Source organism: Microcystis sp. BLCC-F209 (genome assembly GCF_041928595.1).
In the GTDB taxonomy this organism is placed as follows: domain Bacteria; phylum Cyanobacteriota; class Cyanobacteriia; order Cyanobacteriales; family Microcystaceae; genus Microcystis.
Genome location: NZ_JBHFLL010000130.1, coordinates 1 through 16,389, shown reverse-complemented (window position 1 = coordinate 16,389; position 16,389 = coordinate 1). Strand labels below are relative to the sequence as shown.

Below are 16,389 nucleotides of genomic sequence, written 5' to 3'. Positions count from 1 at the left end.
GATAGCTTTCCTTATGAATGGGCAATGACACAAAATAATCTGGGCAATGCTTATAGTGATCGTATCAGAGGGGAAAAGGCAGAAAATTTAGAGTTAGCTATTGTTGCTTTAAACCAGTCTTTAGAAGTAATAACCCCGACTGCTTATCCTATAGACTGTTTACAAACAGGACGAAACTTAGGGAATGCTGCTAACCTAATCGAAGACTGGGAAACCGCCATCAAAGGCTACAACTTAGCCATCGAAGCAGTAGAAAATACCCGACTCGAAGCCTTAAACCCCCAACGACAACAGGAAATTCTCTCCGAGGCAATGGATGTTTATCATGGCATTGTTCAATCCTATCTCAACCTCAATCAAAAAGATTGCGCCTTAGAATACGTTGAACGCAGCAAAACCCGCTATCTAGTCCAATTGCTTACCGATCGAGATATCTATCCTAAAGGTAATATCCCCCAAACTATTAAAACCGAATTAGATCGCCTCCGTCGTGCCATTATTGGGGAAGAACAACGGTTAGCCATCCAAGAACAAACCCGCAATCGGGGAGAAATTTTAACCCTAGATGAACAAAAACAACCCATCTTAAATGACTATACTCACCTCAATCATTTAAAACAAGAATTAAATCAACTCATTGACCGTGAAATAACTCCCATAGACCCCACTTTTAGCTTAACTCAAAAGGTTGCAAGCATTCCTCTAAGTGACATTCAATCCTTAATTGATCAACAAACTGCCATTTTAGAATGGTATATTGCAGGGGATAGTATTATGGCGTTTATTGTTACTAATGAGGGTTTGATCCCCCCTAACCCCCCTTCAAAAGGGGGGAATAGTGAGGTGAAAGGGGTTAAAGTTTGGCAATCTTCAGCAGAAGATCGAGAAAAATTGATTAATTTTATTAAAAATTATCGTGATGCTTACGAAAATAACAAAACCGAGTGGATTAATAATCTTAATGACTATTTAAATCAACTCTCAGAAATTCTCCACATTGATGAACTTTTAGAACTGATTCCTAAATCCTGCTCTCGTCTCATCCTAATTCCCCATTGGTTTTTACATATTATTCCCCTTCATTGTTTACCCCTAAAAAATGGACAATTTCTCTATCAACGCTTTACTAAAGGTGTAGGATACGTTCCCAGTTGCCAACTTTTAAAACTGGTAAAATTATCACAGCGAGAAAACTTTACTCGTCTTTTTGCCATTAAAAATCCCACCAGAAAAGACCTAAAACCTCTCTTAGGAGCAAATCTAGAAATCGAGAGAATTAGTCAAGGATTTGCTGCTGAAAAAACTATTATTATTGGTGAATCAGAAGCATCAGAACAAACTCTAGAAAACCGTCGTCAAGAATTACAAGCATCTCATTGTCTTCACTTTTCTTGTCACGGTAAATTTGATAATGAATCCCCTAGAGATTCCGCTTTAATGTTAGCAGATCCAGATGGTAACTTAGGAGAATCAGCTAACCTAACCCTAGCAGAAGTATTTGAAAAATTTGATTTAAGACAATGCCGTTTAGCAACTTTGTTTTGTGATGAAAGTGGTATAATCGAAAGTAATGCTAATAGTATTAGTGATGAATATGTAGGTTTACCGAGTGGTTTTCTATTTGCAGGTAGTTCTAGTGTATTTAGTACCCTTTGGACAGTAGATCCCCTAGCAACTACGTTATTTATGACTAAATTTTATCACGATCTTAAACGAATTTCTATCCGAGATGAAGGAAGTATCGCTATTGTTTTAAATCATACTCAAACTTGGTTAAGAACATTGAACAGTAAAAAATTAGCCAGAATTAAAAATAGTCAAAAATTCCAGCAATTACTTGATCGAGTCTTTGAAAGTAAACGGGATAGAAGAAAATTCCAAGACTTATTAGAAGCTGCGGTTAAACGTGAACCCTATCCCTTTGCCAATCCCTATTATTGGACGGCATTTATCGCAACAGGGATTTAACTCAGATCTTGCAGCATTATCCAAAAGTCCAAAAAACCCGATTTTTTCTGCCTCTAAAAATCGGGTTTTTAATATCAGGGGTAAGATCTGAGTTTAAGAATCAGGATAATTTTGACAAAATTTATCCAGTCCTTGATCCTGAATATAAACAACAACTATAGCAGATAAAATTCCCGCGACTTGCGGAGGACACATCAAATATCCTACAATAATACCTGTTAAAGTAGGGATAAGTGCGGGTAAATATTTTTCTCGCAACTTCGGTTGACAAATAGAATCCCGACATTTATTAAGAACAATAACAAACCAACGAAAATCAGCATTATCTTCTACCCCTTCAATCCCGTTACGAGTGGCAATAGACTCAGCAGCATCTGCTAAATCTCCCTCCCATTCCTCAATAACATCAAGTGCAATTAAAGCGTTCTCATTGTCCGCAAATTGAATACGGTACTGAGCAATTTTTTCCGGTGTTAACTGCGTTGCGTCTGACATAATATGATTCTTAAAGCTAAAACCAATTTTTTCCCATTATCTCACCTTATAATCGTCTCGTCGCTAAAGGTTTTGACTTTACCGATGACAAGTTAATCCGGTCAAAATTAGCTTAGAAGACTAAGAAGAAGCGAATTTTTGGGGGTGAGAATTTACTTTTGTCAAAAATCATTACATATTCGCAACAAAATACACTTTTTTGAGCAAACTAATATACCATACTTAGACAAGGCGATCAATTATTTTGTCCCAAGAATTACGCGCTAAACTTATCTCCTGTTATCCCGAAAGTCAGGAAAAAGAGGAAGTCTTAATGAAGATGATTTCTGAACATTAATCAATTGAGGATAGGGAGAGGTTGCTAACGGTCAATATTGCCACCTGAATCGCTTTTTCAATGGCCTGTTGTTTGCTTTCTAAACTAATCCCTTCCTCTTTACTTCTTGCGGCAATCACAGCACAAATACAAGCGGCAGTAAATCCATAAACCCCCGCCATTTTAAATAAAGTTCCCGCTTCCATTTCATAATTGAGAATATTTAAACGTCGATATTCTTCCGTAATTCCCTCTAAATGGCGCTGAAGATAAGGGTTAGCAGAAGACACAATTCTTTCCTGTCCCTCATAAAAACTATCCACAGAAGCGGTAATACCTAAATGATAATTTACTCCCAAAAATTGAGCCGATTTGACTAGAGCAACTGTCAAAAAAGGATCCGCCACTGCGGGATATTCCGGAGGAGCAATATCATTAGCTGCACCTTGCCTACATAAAGCCGCTTGCGAGATAATAATATCACCAATTTTTATTCTATTTTGAATTGCGCCACAAGTACCGATACGAATAATAGTTTTAATTCCCACCTGTATTAATTCATTAACCACAATACTCAAAGATGGCGCACCCATGCCACTGGTAGCCAGAAGAATTGGGGTAGAATTATCTAGATAGCCAAGATAACTATTTAATCCGCGATAATCCGATAGTAAACGTGCATTTTGTAAATAAGTTTCGGCAATATAGCGCGAGCGTTCTGGTTCCCCCGATAATAGGGTGATAGTCGGTTTTGCCGTGCCTAAATCCTCACTGCTAAAGTTGAGATGATAGGGTTTTTGGTGAGATAAGTTATTGGACATTTAAATCAAATTAAGAGCAGTTACTTTGGTTAAATAGGCTTTTAGTTATTATAACAACTTTAGGTTTCAATTAAAATTAAATATTTAATTATTGACAAAAGAAAATCAAGCTTAAGGACGACTATTGATGTTAAGTTCTTGCACTAATTCCTGTACTGTGGTTGAGGGATTGGCATCAAAAGGATGTTTTTTGGCTTCATCTCTATCTTGAATAAGTTTTGCTGCATTAGTGATTGCTGTTGTCTGGTATGGCTTTAATTTTTCGTACATATCCTCTCGATTTTTTTTATATTTTTCTTTCTTGTTTAATAATCCATACTTTTGCATCTGGTTAGTTAAAATTGTTAGGTATTCACTTCGGGATGTGGCAATATCCAGATATTGAAAGTGTAAAATAAACCAAATTTCAAAAGCTTCATTAGAATAGGCAATCTTGATATTTTGTTCTTTAGCCAGTCCTTCTGCTTGATTAAATTGCTCTTTAGAACAGTTATCTTTATCAAAAACGCACCAGATTTGATCAAATGAGTCATCTTTGTTTACATTATCTATAATCTTAATAGCTTTTTCTACTAAACTCAAGCTATTTTTACCTTCACCTTTCACCCTAACTTCAATTTTCTTAGGAACAGTAAAAGCCTTAAAATAGTTAACTTCAGTTTTTTCTCCCTCGCAAATAATTAAAAATCTTTTTCTTGTTTCTCTAGTCTTAGTTTGGCGACGCAAATAATCGGAAGTATTCCTATTTTTACCCATACTAATTACCAATAATTGTACTTAAATCACCAATAAAAGGTATTGCTCCATAACGACCTTGAATATAATCTTTTTCAAGGGTATCATTATTATTAATATCAGCAAATTCCACCAAAGAATATAAATCTGTTGCTCCTTGATGATTTTTTTCGGTAAACCAAATTTGATCCCTCCTCAAAAATTTATGACTAAGTAAATTAATATCGTGAGTAGTAAAAATAAGTTGAGCATTTTTGGGATTAGTTTTCTGAGAATTAAATAATTCGATTATACTTCTAGTCATTAAAGGATGAAGTCTGGCATCCAATTCATCAATTACTAAAACTTCCCCTCTTTGCAAAGTGTCTAAAATCGGTGCTGACAGAGCCAAAATCTTTTTAGTTCCATCAGATTCATGTTTGTCCATATCAAAAATTTCTAACTCAATCATTTTACCTGTTGAGTCATACTTTGGATGATAGGTTTTTATGGTAGCGGACTTTATTTCACCGCTAGAGTGACTGATTATATTTCTGACAACATCCGGTAAATCTTGCGGGAGACTGTCTAAGGAAATTTTTCTGGTTTCTGTTTCTAGGTTGAGATTGTCAATACTTAAATCTAATTTTTTAATTAACTTAGTCACATCATCAATCAAATTTTGTCTATTAGAAAGATGCTCAAGCGTAATCGCTTTTAATAATTCCACATCTAACCCAGACACAACACCTAAGTGACTAAACCAAGAGACAATTTCCACCGCTAGAGAATTATTAAATTGAGCCGCTAGTGATAAAAACAGAGTATTTTTTTTGGTCAATCCTCTTAGTATATTACCTTGTTCAATATTTTTGCTATATTCTATTTTATCGCCTTGCCGATTAAAAATTTTAGTTTCACGACTTCTGGGTGTACAAAATAACCATTCGGAAACTACTCGCTTTTGAGTTACTTCAAATCCATATCTATAAGTTTTATTTTTTAGCTGAAAAACTATTTCAAAAAAGGATGGTTTATCAACAGTTTCGGTACTTAATCTAAAGGGTTCCACATCTATTTTGTCAGTGATTTGTAATTTTGCAGAATTCATGACAAACCGTCGCATAAAATTGAATGCCAGAATTAAATTACTCTTACCACTGGCATTTGCTCCATAAATAGCGGCACTTTTAAGTAAACTAAATTGTTGATTAACCTTAAAAACATTATTTTTATCAAGCTCATCATTACCGTTGGCATCCTCTGCAGCTACCATACTGAGAGTTACTACATCTTTAAAAGAGCGATAATTGCCGACACTAAATCCGATGAGCATTGCATATTAACCCTAAAAGTCTCTAAGGAATAAAGGAGACGATACTTTTATTTTATGCACTTGTTGAGCATTTGAACAAGAATTGTCCTCAGAATCGGCAAACAATCACAGAAAAAAGGTAAGGAATTAATTTTCCTTACCTGATGATTGTAGCCTTTTGAAAACAAATTTACACTTTTGCTGACTCTTTAACTAACTTGTCCCAACCCAATTCCTTGAGGTTATTGTTGCGACGCAGGGGACGAGTAGCTAATTCTAAAATATCTCGCGCATTGGTAAAACCGTGGATTTGAGCAAAAGTAAATTCTACCGACCATTTAGTGTTAATTCCCCGCGCTTCTAAGGGATTTGCATGGGCCATTCCTGTAATCACTAAATCAGGTTTTAACTCGTAAATGCGCTGAATCTGATTGTAGTTATCAGGTTTTTCGATGATTTTCGGGATGGGAACACCCATATCATTACAGGTTTTTTCTAGTAATGCTAATTCGGCTGCTTGGTAGCGTTTATCCATGTAGGGAATACCGATTTCATCACAAGTCATCCCGCAACGAATTAGGAAACGTGCCAGGGAAATTTCTAGTAAATTATCCCCCATAAAGAAGACCGATTTACCGCGCACAAGTTGCAGATAATCCTCTAAACTTTCCCAAATTTTTGCCTCTCTTTCTTCTAATCCCTGCGGTTGTACTCCCAAAACAGAACAGATTTTTTCTATCCAAGCGCGGGTTCCATCCGGACCGATGGGAAAGGGTGCGCCAATTAATTTACACTTACGACGACGCATTAAAGTGGTGGCAGTTCGTGATAGAAAAGGATTGACACCAGCGACATAATAACCTTCTTCAATTACCGGTAATTCAGTAAACCGTTTGGCCGGCAACCAACCATCAATTTTAACTCCTTGTTTTTTCAATTCTAGGGTTAAATTGGTCACAATTGGGTCGGGAACGGAACCAAATAAAACTAAAGGAGGATGGTCTTTATATTCCGATTCTTCCTGTTTAATTTCTTCTTTTTTACGTCCAAAAGTTAAGAGTTTCTGGATGGCATTCCGTTCTTCTTTTTCATCTTCATGCTTAACTTTTTCGGGACATTTATGCACCATGGAAGCGAGGACGGTATCTTCCCCTTGGGTAAAGGCATAATCTAAACCATTAGCGCGCGCTGTCACGATAGGAATACCGATTTCTGACTCTAGTTTCGGTGCTAATCCTTCCAAGTCCATTTTGATGATTTCGGTGGTACAAGTACCGATAAAAACGATAACGCTAGGGTTTCTATCTCGTTTAATTTGTAAGCAGAGGCGTTTTAATTCTTCGTAGTCTTTTAGTTGAGCGGAAATATCCCCTTCTTCTAATTCAGCCATGGCATAACGTGGTTCAGCAAAAATCATCACCCCCATGGCATTTTGCAGGAAGTAACCACAGGTTTTTGTGCCGATAACAAGGAAGAAACTATCTTCGATTTTTTGGTATAACCAAGCAACACAGCTAATCGGACAAAAGGTGTGATAGTTGCCGGTTTCACAATCAAATTGTAAAGCGCTCGGTTCTTGAGTGGCGGTCATGTTTTTAGGTTCTCCTTTAACTTGGTTTATTTAGGTTTTCTCGTTGTAACTCTTGGCGGATTTTTTGCAGTACAGTATCCTCAGTAGGATATAAAGAATTACTTAATTCTCTTTCTTTCTTTTCTAGTTGTTTCTTCTCAGGATCAAAATTTAATCCTAAAACTTCTAGAAGTTTGTCTCCATCGGAATTAAGCTGACAAAAGGGATACATCCACACTGATAATTGAGATTCTAAAACAGTCATTGCACCTATAATGATGTCGGAATTCGGACGTTTACCCCCCTCTGATGTTTTTCGCCACCAGCCTCTAGAATCCATTAAAGACTTAATCCAAGATTGATTGTTTTGGTAGTAATCTAACCATTTATCTGGTAAGATTTTTAGCAATTCCTCAAAAATAATTACTTTGTTTTTTTCGACTGATAATTGTTTTTCTCGGAATCCGTTGAGATATTCAGTGTGCGCATTAGAAATCAGTAATTCTTTTTCCGATTTTTCCAACTCCTTTTTTTCAGAATCAAAATTTAGTCCTAAGACTTCTACCAGTTTGTCCCCATCGGAACTAAGTTGACAAAAGGGATACATCCACACTGATAACTTAGGTTCTAAGGCTGTTGCTGCCGCTATAATTATGTCAGCACTGGGACGTTTACCACCGTCGGGAGTTTTTCGCCACGAACCTCTGGAATTCATTAAACACTTAATCCAAGCTTGATTATTTTGGTAGTAATCTAACCATCGCCTCGGTAAGGTGGCTTTTAATTCCTCAAAGTTGCTCATTTTGTCCCATAAGTTAGGCTATTAACTAATAAGTTAATTATTTGCAGTGGGTAGGGTGGGTTAGGCGACGATAAGTTAGGCTATTAACTAATAAGTTAATTATTCGCCGTAACCCACCCAGAAAAAGAGTTTATTGGTGGTTATTGGTGGGTTTTGGTGGGTTACGCTGTAGCTAACCCACCCGACAAAATAATCTAAACCATCATTAGATCTAATTCCGCCTCGGCGTTAACTTTGGGTTTATCGGCATTAAGATAGAAATCCGATAATAAAGTGAATAACTCCCGGTCGGCAGATTCTTTGGGAATAACTCCTTCTGGTTTGGCTAAAATCTGATCGGCAATGTTGAGATAATAGTCACAAACGTAACTTAACATCGGATCCTTGTCGGCCATTTCAAAGAGAGTTTGACCTTTAACTCTGGAGACGCGAATATCTTCAATTAAGGGTAAAACTTCTAACACTGGCATGGGAACATGGTCCACATATTTATTAATTAAATCGCGTTTTGAGGTGCGATTGCCAATTAATCCGGCTAGTCGCAGGGGATGGGTGCGCGCTTTTTCGCGGACGGAAGCAGCGATGCGATTGGCGGCAAAAAGAGCATCAAAGCCGTTATCTGTGACAATTATGCAGTAATCGGCGTAATTTAAGGGAGCGGCAAATCCTCCACAGACCACATCCCCCAAAACATCGAACAAAATCACGTCAAATTCATCAAAAGCGTTCAATTCTTTTAATAATTTCACCGTTTCCCCGACGACGTAACCGCCACAACCGGCACCGGCCGGAGGGCCACCCGCTTCCACGCATTTGACGCCACCGTAACCGTCATAGATAACGTCTTCGGGCCAGATGTCTTCGTAGTGAAAATCTTTTTCTTGCAGGGTATCGATGATTGTGGGAATAAGAAAGCCGGTGAGAGTGAAAGTGCTATCATGCTTGGGGTCACAGCCTATTTGTAGGACTTTTTTGCCTCTTTTGGCTAAAGCGGCCGAAATATTACAGCTTGTTGTCGATTTACCGATGCCACCTTTTCCGTAGACTGCGAGTGTTAAAGGCATGGAAGTTCTCCTAAATGTGCGCTTGAATGGTGAGTTTGTTTATCAGTGCTTTGATTGCAATTATTGACCATCTCCCCACTCCTTGGAAAGAGGCTCAATTTTTATCTGCTATAGCTAGAGTGAGATTTAAAGCTTAAAAATTAGCTTAATAATTTTTTAGAGCTTATAGAGTCTCTGAAATTGATAAAAACTTATAAAAACAGCTTTGTTTATACATTTACTTTAAATACAAACAATAAGCAAAAAACCACCAAAGCTTTACAAAAACTCGATAAACAGGGTTTTACCGTGGCAAACCGGGACAAAAAAGGTCAAGATAGAGGCAGTCTAGAGACCGATGGCAGATTTTCGTGAATAATCATTACAATTTTCCTGGTCAGCAGATTAAATAAATCAATCCCCAGAAGGATACCGAAAGGCTGTAGTAGAATTACAGGAAAGTACCTCTAGGGTTTCCCATGCGAGTTAAGCAAAAAACGCTGACTACACTCTTATTAGAGAATAAGGCTCCTAAATATCGTCCTTTTCTCGGTTTTTTTCTGGCTGGGGTTCCTTTGCTGTTTTTAGCCTATGTGGTTTCTTTCCAGCGCGCTTATCTTGACTGCATTAGGTTAGGCACAAAAAGGATAGATTGTCAATATGTCCAAGAGTATAATTTTCCTGTTTCTAGTCGGGAAAATTTTTCTTTAACTCACATTAAAGCTACGGCTGTCTATCAAGAAGTTTTTATCAGTGTTGAGCAGAAAAAAACTGTTAATAACACGGTTTTATTGGTCGGAAGAAATAACTATCTCTACATCGAGAATTTTCGAGATGTGCAGTCAGCTAGTGATTTTAAAACTCAATTTGAGAGTTTTGTGAATAGATATCAAACTCAGGAAATTATTGCCAAAAGTCCCCTAGATACCTTTTCAGCACTGCTAGAACACCACCATAATTATCGCTATTATCTTTGGGGTATGTTATGCTTATTGTCTGGTATGTTGTTACTTTATGATGCCAGCTATCGGGAGAGTTATGTCTTTAATCAAGCCAAGGCTACCCTAACCCGTAGGCGACAACATTTAATTTTTAGAAGCGAAAGTGATTATCTTCTAGAGAGAATTGTTGAAGCAAAGGTAGAAGATTACAAAGGCTTTTTAGGGTCTAGTTACCGACGGATTATTTTAACCTTATCCAACGGGGAAGAAATTATTCTCAATGGCCGTTTACTGGAATCTATCAGTAACGGAAAAAGGGAAGAAAAAATCCTGGCAATGATTGCCGAAAAGTTAAACTTAACTCAAGAGGAAGTGTTAATCTAAGTAAATGCGCTCAAATTCTAGCTATTTAAAGTATCTTTTTCTCGGTTTCCTATTAGTGACCGTGTTAGTTTATATATTGCGCGGCATGGGAATATTATCTTTTTTACCAGGAGGATTAATTTTGTTATTAATTCTCTCTTCCGTGGTGACGGGTTTTATCTACGGAGTCGATAAAACCCGCCGTTTTTAGGAAAATATTGGACCTTACTTCCAGACAGAAACGAGAAGGCTACATCTCATTTTTGTAAATCCACTAAGTTGGGATTTTTAAGGGGAAACTTTCTGCTAAAGTCGGGCGTTACTTTCGATTTTATCACTCAATCCAAGCTTTTGGGGGGTTCTACCCCCCAAACCCCCCGTTGGGGACGCAAGCGCCGTCCCCAAACCCCTCGCGCATTAGTTTTTCGGTGGGATGCTTACAGACGGCTGCTGATATATCTGTGATAATTTAAAAGTCACTGATAATTGCTGATAGTCGGTATTTCTGCAAATGTGAGATACACCCAACGAGAAGAGCCGAACGGTTCTACTGATAATGATTAACCCAAAGGTCAATTTGTCAGCAATCCCACGGATAAAAATAACTGATGGTGAGCCATAGATATTTCTCCAAAATTGAGATGCAGCCATTGCCAAAGGCTAACACACCTAGGCTAATTAACCGGGGACTAAAGAAGATTTGAGCGCAAAAATTTTCTCGATTACCTCTTCTACCACCTTATCGGGAGTGGAAGCGCCAGAAGTAACTCCGATGGCAATTTTTCCCTCATTTAACCAGTTATCGGTGATGATTAAATCACCCCCTAAAGGTTTATGTTCGATGCGATTACCGGGGAGAATGCGCTCGGCACTATCGATATGATAGGAGGGAATGGCACGCTCGATCGCTATTTCCTGTAGGTGAGTGGTATTAGAGGAATTATAACCGCCAATTACCACCATTAAAGAAACCGGTTCTTTCACCAGTTCAAACATGGCATCTTGACGCTCTTGAGTGGCATCACAGATGGTATTAAAACTCATGAAATGATCTTTAAAATCGATCGGTCCGTACTTTCTCAACATAGTATGCTCGAAGAGTTTGCCAATTTCCTCCGTTTCACTTTTAAGCATCGTGGTTTGATTGGCAATACCGATATAATCTAGATCGCGATCGGGATCGAAACCCTGGGAATGAGCATTTTTAAACTTCTCTAAAAACTCGTTTTTATCGCCACCGTGGAGAATATAATTAGCGACATAATTAGCTTGAGCCAAATTTAAAACGATCAGATAAGTGCCGGCAAAAGAGCTAGTGGCGATCGTTTCTTCGTGATTATATTTGCCGTGAATAATCGAAGTGTGGTCCTTTTTTTTGTGCTTTTCCACGGAATTCCACACCTTAGAAACCCAGGGACAAGTGGTATCCACAATCATGCAACCCTTATCGTTAAGTATTTGCATTTCCGAAATACTAGCCCCAAAAGCGGGTAAAATCACCACATCCCCCGATTCCACCACACTAAAGTCTTTTTGGCCATTTTCGACGGGAATAAAACCCACGGCCATGGCCCGCAGACGCTGATTGACCGAGGGATTGTGAATAATTTCGTTAGTAATCCAGAGACGTTCCTGGGGAAAATGCTGACGAGTTTCATAGGCCATGGCGACCGCGCGTTCTACCCCCCAACAAAAACCAAAAGCTTGAGCGAGATAGATCGTCACGTCACCCCGTTGTAAACGATAATTATTTGCACGAATTTTTTGGATCAGGTCGCTTTGATACTGATTGGTCATCGCATCCATTACTTCCTCTTTGTGACCGAATCCCTTGCGGTTATAGTTATCCGATTGCTGTAGGGTACGTTTAAAGGATTTTGTATCCATGATTCTCTGATAGGGGTATTGGTGGCGCTAAATTGGTCGAGACAGTAGCTTGTCATATATTAAAGATACCTTATCTAGTCAGCCCAGGAGGCTTTTAGAGACTAGAGAGAAATTCCTCGTCGATATCGTAACCAAACTGTTGAGCGAAAAATTTTAAGCGAGATAAAGCAGGAATTTGCTGACTTTTCAGCCAATCAGACAAAATAAAGAGTTTTTGCATCACAAAAATCTCCAAAGCTTCGGGATTATATTGAATTCCTTCCCCACGATGGAATTGATGGGGAACCAACATAGCAGCATAACGGGCGATTTCTCCCTGTTTTGGGTCAAGAATAAAGATTAACCAGGGATAAACTGCATCCAAACGCAAAAACCACAGCCTGACTTCCGGTATCTCCGATAATTCCCGCATATCACCCTCCGCGCGAGGATAATCTATCTCTAATTGTAGAGCTTGTTCCAATTCCGCGATCGCTGATCGGGACTGATAATCTTGAATAATAGTCTCTAAAGATGAGAGATCGAGATTTTGGATTTGATTGGGTTTAAGAGCGATTTTGACAGTCATAGGGGCAAATAAAAGGTTACATCAGGCAAAATTACTGTTTTTTATCCCTAGATCGACAATGATCTATCTCAGAAAATACTCTCAATCGGGACAAAAAAACTAAGTTTGACTATTCTCTCACTCCGGAGCGAGAGAGGAAAACCAGACTAAAATCCCCAGGGTTGGATTTCTCCTACCAGGGTAAGCGCATCTCATACTAAATCCGTTGAGTATAGGCTACTTATAGAGGGGAGGCAAAAAGCAACAGGCACTCATGCAAAAGGGGAAATAAATAATCAGTTTTTAATAACCAGATTTAGTATCAAAGCCTATTGACAGCTAGATTGTAGCTCCTGAGTGGAAGCAGGTAAGGCAGCCCAGGGTAAGCATATAATCATTAGACTTCTTGCAGAAGTCAGGCAACAGGCAAAAGGCAACAGGCAACAGAAAGAAGAATAGATGCTTTCAGCATCAGGATTGATTACTTTTTGACTTTTGCAAGAGGTTTATTATCCATCCCTTAGGCTGAAGGTCGGGGTAAAGTACCCAGCCGGCGGTCTTAAAGAAGTCCTCTACTTGCTCAAACAGGGTGGGATGATTAGTGGAATGCCTGAACCCGATCGAGTGATTGTGATCAAGCTAGATGAGTTTTTTTACTGGTGATAAAGGTGAGTGTAAGCGTGCAGATTTTATAATTATCGCTAATACCACTAATGAAAAAGTTATCCTTTGTTTAGAAATGAAGAAAAGCAGAGATTCTAATTCATCGATAAGTAGGTGGGTGGAATTAAATATAAAATAAACGTAGGTTGGGTTGAAGCATGAAACCCAACGCCCGCATGGGTTACGCTACCGCTAACCCATCCTACAAATAATTGTGCCTACCTACTTAATTAAACAATTAACAGGAGCCAAATGCTTTGTCTCCTATTGTCGTGAAATCGGACGCTTATTTTGGAATCAACCCGATTTTCTTCAGGACTATCAATATCGCTTTGTTAGCATTAAAAATATCAGTATTTCTAAAACAACCACGAGCAGCAGTAAACCTTCTCAAAAAAGTGAGATTCACGATCAACCAGAAAAAATGTTAAAAATTTCTGCTCAAGCGAAGCACTTTCAAGAATTAATTTATACTAAATCCAGTTATCAAAGACTGATTATCTATTTCTCTTTTGCCTTTTGCCTGTCCTGATATGTAGCCTATAGTCAACGGATTTAGTATTAGTCCTATAGCTTGACATTATGACCGATTTAATCTCGATCGAATAACGATCTTTTGCCGAGAGTGCCGAAAGAGCCTTATCGATGCTCATTTTTAAAAACTTCAAACACCTGCCGGCTGAAATATTTTAACTTATCAGCCACCTTAGCAGAAGGTTGATAATTGCCGACTAATTGCCAATTTTCCACCGTAGATAGTCGCCAAGCGGTTCCTTGATGGTTAAAAGCCTGCATTTCTAAGCCAATCAAACGCTGATGCTGATCCTCGCTATCGAGATGAAAACGAATTTGTACCAGAATACTGCGCCCTTGAATTCTGGGACTCCAACCGGGAAAATGGAAAGCGATATCGATCGAGTCGGGATCCGTTAACTCCCTTGTGTGGGGATCGTTGCGCCAAGGTTTCAGATCTGCCTTTGCATCGGGGAATTGTTGTTTAAACAGGTTGACGAGTGTGGCGATCTTCGCCGTTAATTCTAATCCTTTTGCCTGTTCCGACGCATTCATGCTCACCTCTGATAATTGCTTATAAAGTAACTATTTATACAGTTTAGCCCTGCTTTTTGCGACTATTGGAACAATTATAACGATATTTTCTCGATCGAGTCCAAAATGCCGCGCCTGTCAATCCAGATAGCCGCTGCCAAAAAGACACAATCAAAACTAAACTAGAAAAGAGGACAATCGACAGGAACAGTATTTTCTATGAATCCCCAAGAGTCTCTATTGCAATCGATCGAAAAATTAGGCTATCGGGTTACGGTGGGTGATGTGGCGGCAAAATCGGGTTTAGAGATTAACGCTGCACAACAGGGATTATTAGTTTTAGCTGCGGAAGCGGGGGGACATTTACAGGTAGCAGACACGGGGGAGATTATCTATCTTTTTCCCGAAAATTTTCGCTCGATTCTTCTGAATAAATATTGGCAATTGCAGTTAAAAGCTTTCGCCAGTAAAATCTGGCAAGTGGTTTTTTATATTATTCGTATTTCCTTCGGCATTGTTTTAATTATTTCGATTTTAATCCTCTTGTTTGCTATTCTGGCGATCCTGATAGCCTCAATGTTTAAAGATAGTGACTCGGATAATAATTCGGGAAATAACAACATTAATATTAACTTCTTTCCCACGGACTTTTTCTGGATTTTTTATCCCGATTTTGGTAATAACTACTACGAAAAAAGAGATCGGGAAGTTAAGGCAGAAAAACCCCCTAGTAAGATGAATTTTCTCGAGTCAGTTTTTTCTTTTCTTTTTGGCGATGGCGATCCTAATTTTAATTTAGAGGAGAGACGCTGGCAAACTATCGGTAAAGTAATTCAAAATAATCGTGGCTCGATTATCGCTCCACAAATTGCCCCCTATCTCGATAGTATTACCCCCAGTCAGGAGGAGACAGAAGATTATATACTCCCAGTTTTAACTCGTTTTAATGGGTTGCCGCAAGTGTCCGATCGAGGCGATATTATCTATTATTTTCCCGATCTACAGGTGACAACCAAACAGAGAAAATTACAAACAGTTTCGCCCTATCTAAGGGAAAAACGCTGGAAGTTTAGCGAAGCGGATAGTGGTCAAATTATCCTAGCTTTAGGTTTAGGAGCGGTTAACTTTATCCTCGCTTTAGTTTTAGGATATTTGCTCAACAGTGATAGTGTCGATTTGAGCGGTTCTCTGGGGTCGATAGTCACAGGAATCTACGGGTTTCTCCTCAGTTATGCCGCTGCTTTTTTGGGGATTCCCCTCGGTCGTTATTTCTTTTTACAGTGGAGAAATGAGCGGGTTAATCAACGCAATCAACAGCGAGAAAAAAGAGCAGATCTATTAGCACAAAATAATCCTGAATTAGAGCAAAAACTGGCCTACTCTCGTCAATTCGCTGACCAAAAAGTGATTACAGATGCTGATATTAGTTATTCTACCGATCAAGACTATCTCGAACAAGAGATCGAGCGCTCGGATAAAATCGATCGAGAATGGCAAAAACGCTTAGAATCGCCCGATTCCTGACTCCTGCTTGAAAGAGGGTGTGGGGTGTAGGGTGTGGGGTGTGGGGTGTGGGAATTATGAATTATGAATTATGAATTATGAAGTGGGGAAATGGGGAAGTGGGGAATGGGGAAGTGGGGAAGTAGGGAAGTAGGGAAGTGGGGAAGTAGGGAAGTGGGGAAGCTGTCTCATCACCCTATCACCCCAAAACCCTACCACCCTATCACCCTATTTCCTGACGACCGACTCCTGCTTTGGCTCTCCCAGCTTTGGTGGGTAAAATGTATTCTAAGATACATTTCTCAAGAGCGAGGGGGTGGAACGAACCACAAAGACACAAAGGACACAAAGATCGATCGATCCTATGTCAATTAAACTTATCACACAGAACCTA

At 38.9% G+C, this 16,389-nt stretch carries 15 protein-coding genes; 5 read left to right on the top strand and 10 right to left on the bottom strand.

The window, feature by feature from the left end; translation table 11 throughout:
- On the top strand, positions 1 to 1,968 hold a 1,968-nt coding region (locus ACE1AQ_RS08150; protein ID WP_374808204.1), incomplete at its 5' end, for a CHAT domain-containing protein.
- Positions 1,969 to 2,061: 93 nt separating this feature from the next.
- Here the strand turns inward: ACE1AQ_RS08150 and ACE1AQ_RS08145 are convergent.
- The 7 genes from ACE1AQ_RS08145 to bchL form a co-directional block, all read right to left on the bottom strand.
- Positions 2,062 to 2,463, bottom strand: a complete 402-nt coding sequence (locus tag ACE1AQ_RS08145; RefSeq protein ID WP_110543136.1) for a hypothetical protein — start codon at positions 2,461 to 2,463, stop codon at positions 2,062 to 2,064.
- Between the two features lie 333 nt (positions 2,464 to 2,796).
- Positions 2,797 to 3,600 (bottom strand): nucleoside phosphorylase, encoded by an 804-nt coding sequence (locus ACE1AQ_RS08140; protein WP_008206042.1) that lies wholly within the window; start codon positions 3,598 to 3,600, stop codon positions 2,797 to 2,799.
- Positions 3,601 to 3,711: 111 nt separating this feature from the next.
- The gene (locus tag ACE1AQ_RS08135) at positions 3,712 to 4,356 is read right to left on the bottom strand and encodes an RloB family protein (RefSeq protein ID WP_110543134.1); all 645 of its coding nucleotides are present in this window, start codon (positions 4,354 to 4,356) and stop codon (positions 3,712 to 3,714) included.
- A gap of 1 nt (position 4,357) precedes the next feature.
- Positions 4,358 to 5,650, bottom strand: a complete 1,293-nt coding sequence (locus ACE1AQ_RS08130; RefSeq protein ID WP_008206046.1) for an ATP/GTP-binding protein — start codon at positions 5,648 to 5,650, stop codon at positions 4,358 to 4,360.
- A gap of 169 nt (positions 5,651 to 5,819) precedes the next feature.
- A complete protein-coding gene (locus tag ACE1AQ_RS08125) occupies positions 5,820 to 7,220 on the bottom strand; it encodes a ferredoxin:protochlorophyllide reductase (ATP-dependent) subunit N (protein WP_002740797.1) in 1,401 nt (466 codons plus the stop codon).
- 16 nt (positions 7,221 to 7,236) lie between these two features.
- The gene (locus ACE1AQ_RS08120) at positions 7,237 to 8,001 is read right to left on the bottom strand and encodes a DUF5331 domain-containing protein (RefSeq protein ID WP_110543132.1); all 765 of its coding nucleotides are present in this window, start codon (positions 7,999 to 8,001) and stop codon (positions 7,237 to 7,239) included.
- A gap of 194 nt (positions 8,002 to 8,195) precedes the next feature.
- The gene (gene bchL / locus ACE1AQ_RS08115) at positions 8,196 to 9,065 is read right to left on the bottom strand and encodes a ferredoxin:protochlorophyllide reductase (ATP-dependent) iron-sulfur ATP-binding protein (protein WP_002773281.1); all 870 of its coding nucleotides are present in this window, start codon (positions 9,063 to 9,065) and stop codon (positions 8,196 to 8,198) included.
- 458 nt (positions 9,066 to 9,523) lie between these two features.
- On the opposite strand from bchL, the gene ACE1AQ_RS08110 reads away from it, so the two are divergent.
- Positions 9,524 to 10,369: a hypothetical protein gene (locus tag ACE1AQ_RS08110; protein ID WP_008206054.1), complete on the top strand. Its 846-nt coding sequence runs from the start codon at positions 9,524 to 9,526 to the stop codon at positions 10,367 to 10,369.
- A 4-nt stretch (positions 10,370 to 10,373) separates the two neighbouring features.
- The gene (locus tag ACE1AQ_RS08105; RefSeq protein ID WP_110543129.1) at positions 10,374 to 10,559 is read left to right on the top strand and encodes a hypothetical protein; all 186 of its coding nucleotides are present in this window, start codon (positions 10,374 to 10,376) and stop codon (positions 10,557 to 10,559) included.
- Between the two features lie 467 nt (positions 10,560 to 11,026).
- Here ACE1AQ_RS08105 and ACE1AQ_RS08100 read toward each other — a convergent pair whose 3' ends face one another.
- On the bottom strand, positions 11,027 to 12,235 hold the full coding sequence (locus ACE1AQ_RS08100; protein ID WP_008206058.1) for a 4-hydroxy-3-methylbut-2-enyl diphosphate reductase: 1,209 nt from the start codon (positions 12,233 to 12,235) through the stop codon (positions 11,027 to 11,029).
- Between the two features lie 94 nt (positions 12,236 to 12,329).
- Complete coding sequence (locus ACE1AQ_RS08095) at positions 12,330 to 12,803, bottom strand: CRR6 family NdhI maturation factor (protein ID WP_008206060.1); 474 nt, start codon at positions 12,801 to 12,803, stop codon at positions 12,330 to 12,332.
- A gap of 856 nt (positions 12,804 to 13,659) precedes the next feature.
- Between ACE1AQ_RS08095 and ACE1AQ_RS08090 the strand changes: the two genes are divergently transcribed.
- Positions 13,660 to 13,977: a hypothetical protein gene (locus ACE1AQ_RS08090; RefSeq protein ID WP_253257637.1), complete on the top strand. Its 318-nt coding sequence runs from the start codon at positions 13,660 to 13,662 to the stop codon at positions 13,975 to 13,977.
- A gap of 107 nt (positions 13,978 to 14,084) precedes the next feature.
- On the opposite strand, the gene ACE1AQ_RS08085 is transcribed toward ACE1AQ_RS08090, so the two are convergent.
- Positions 14,085 to 14,513 carry a hypothetical protein gene (locus ACE1AQ_RS08085; protein WP_002798813.1) on the bottom strand — a complete coding sequence of 143 codons (429 nt, stop codon included), beginning with the start codon at positions 14,511 to 14,513 and terminating at the stop codon, positions 14,085 to 14,087.
- Positions 14,514 to 14,711: 198 nt separating this feature from the next.
- Here ACE1AQ_RS08085 and ACE1AQ_RS08080 point away from each other — a divergent pair, with 198 nt between their 5' ends.
- Positions 14,712 to 16,016, top strand: coding sequence for a hypothetical protein (locus ACE1AQ_RS08080; RefSeq protein WP_008206065.1), 1,305 nt, complete (start codon positions 14,712 to 14,714; stop codon positions 16,014 to 16,016).
- Positions 16,017 to 16,389 lie beyond the last annotated feature (373 nt).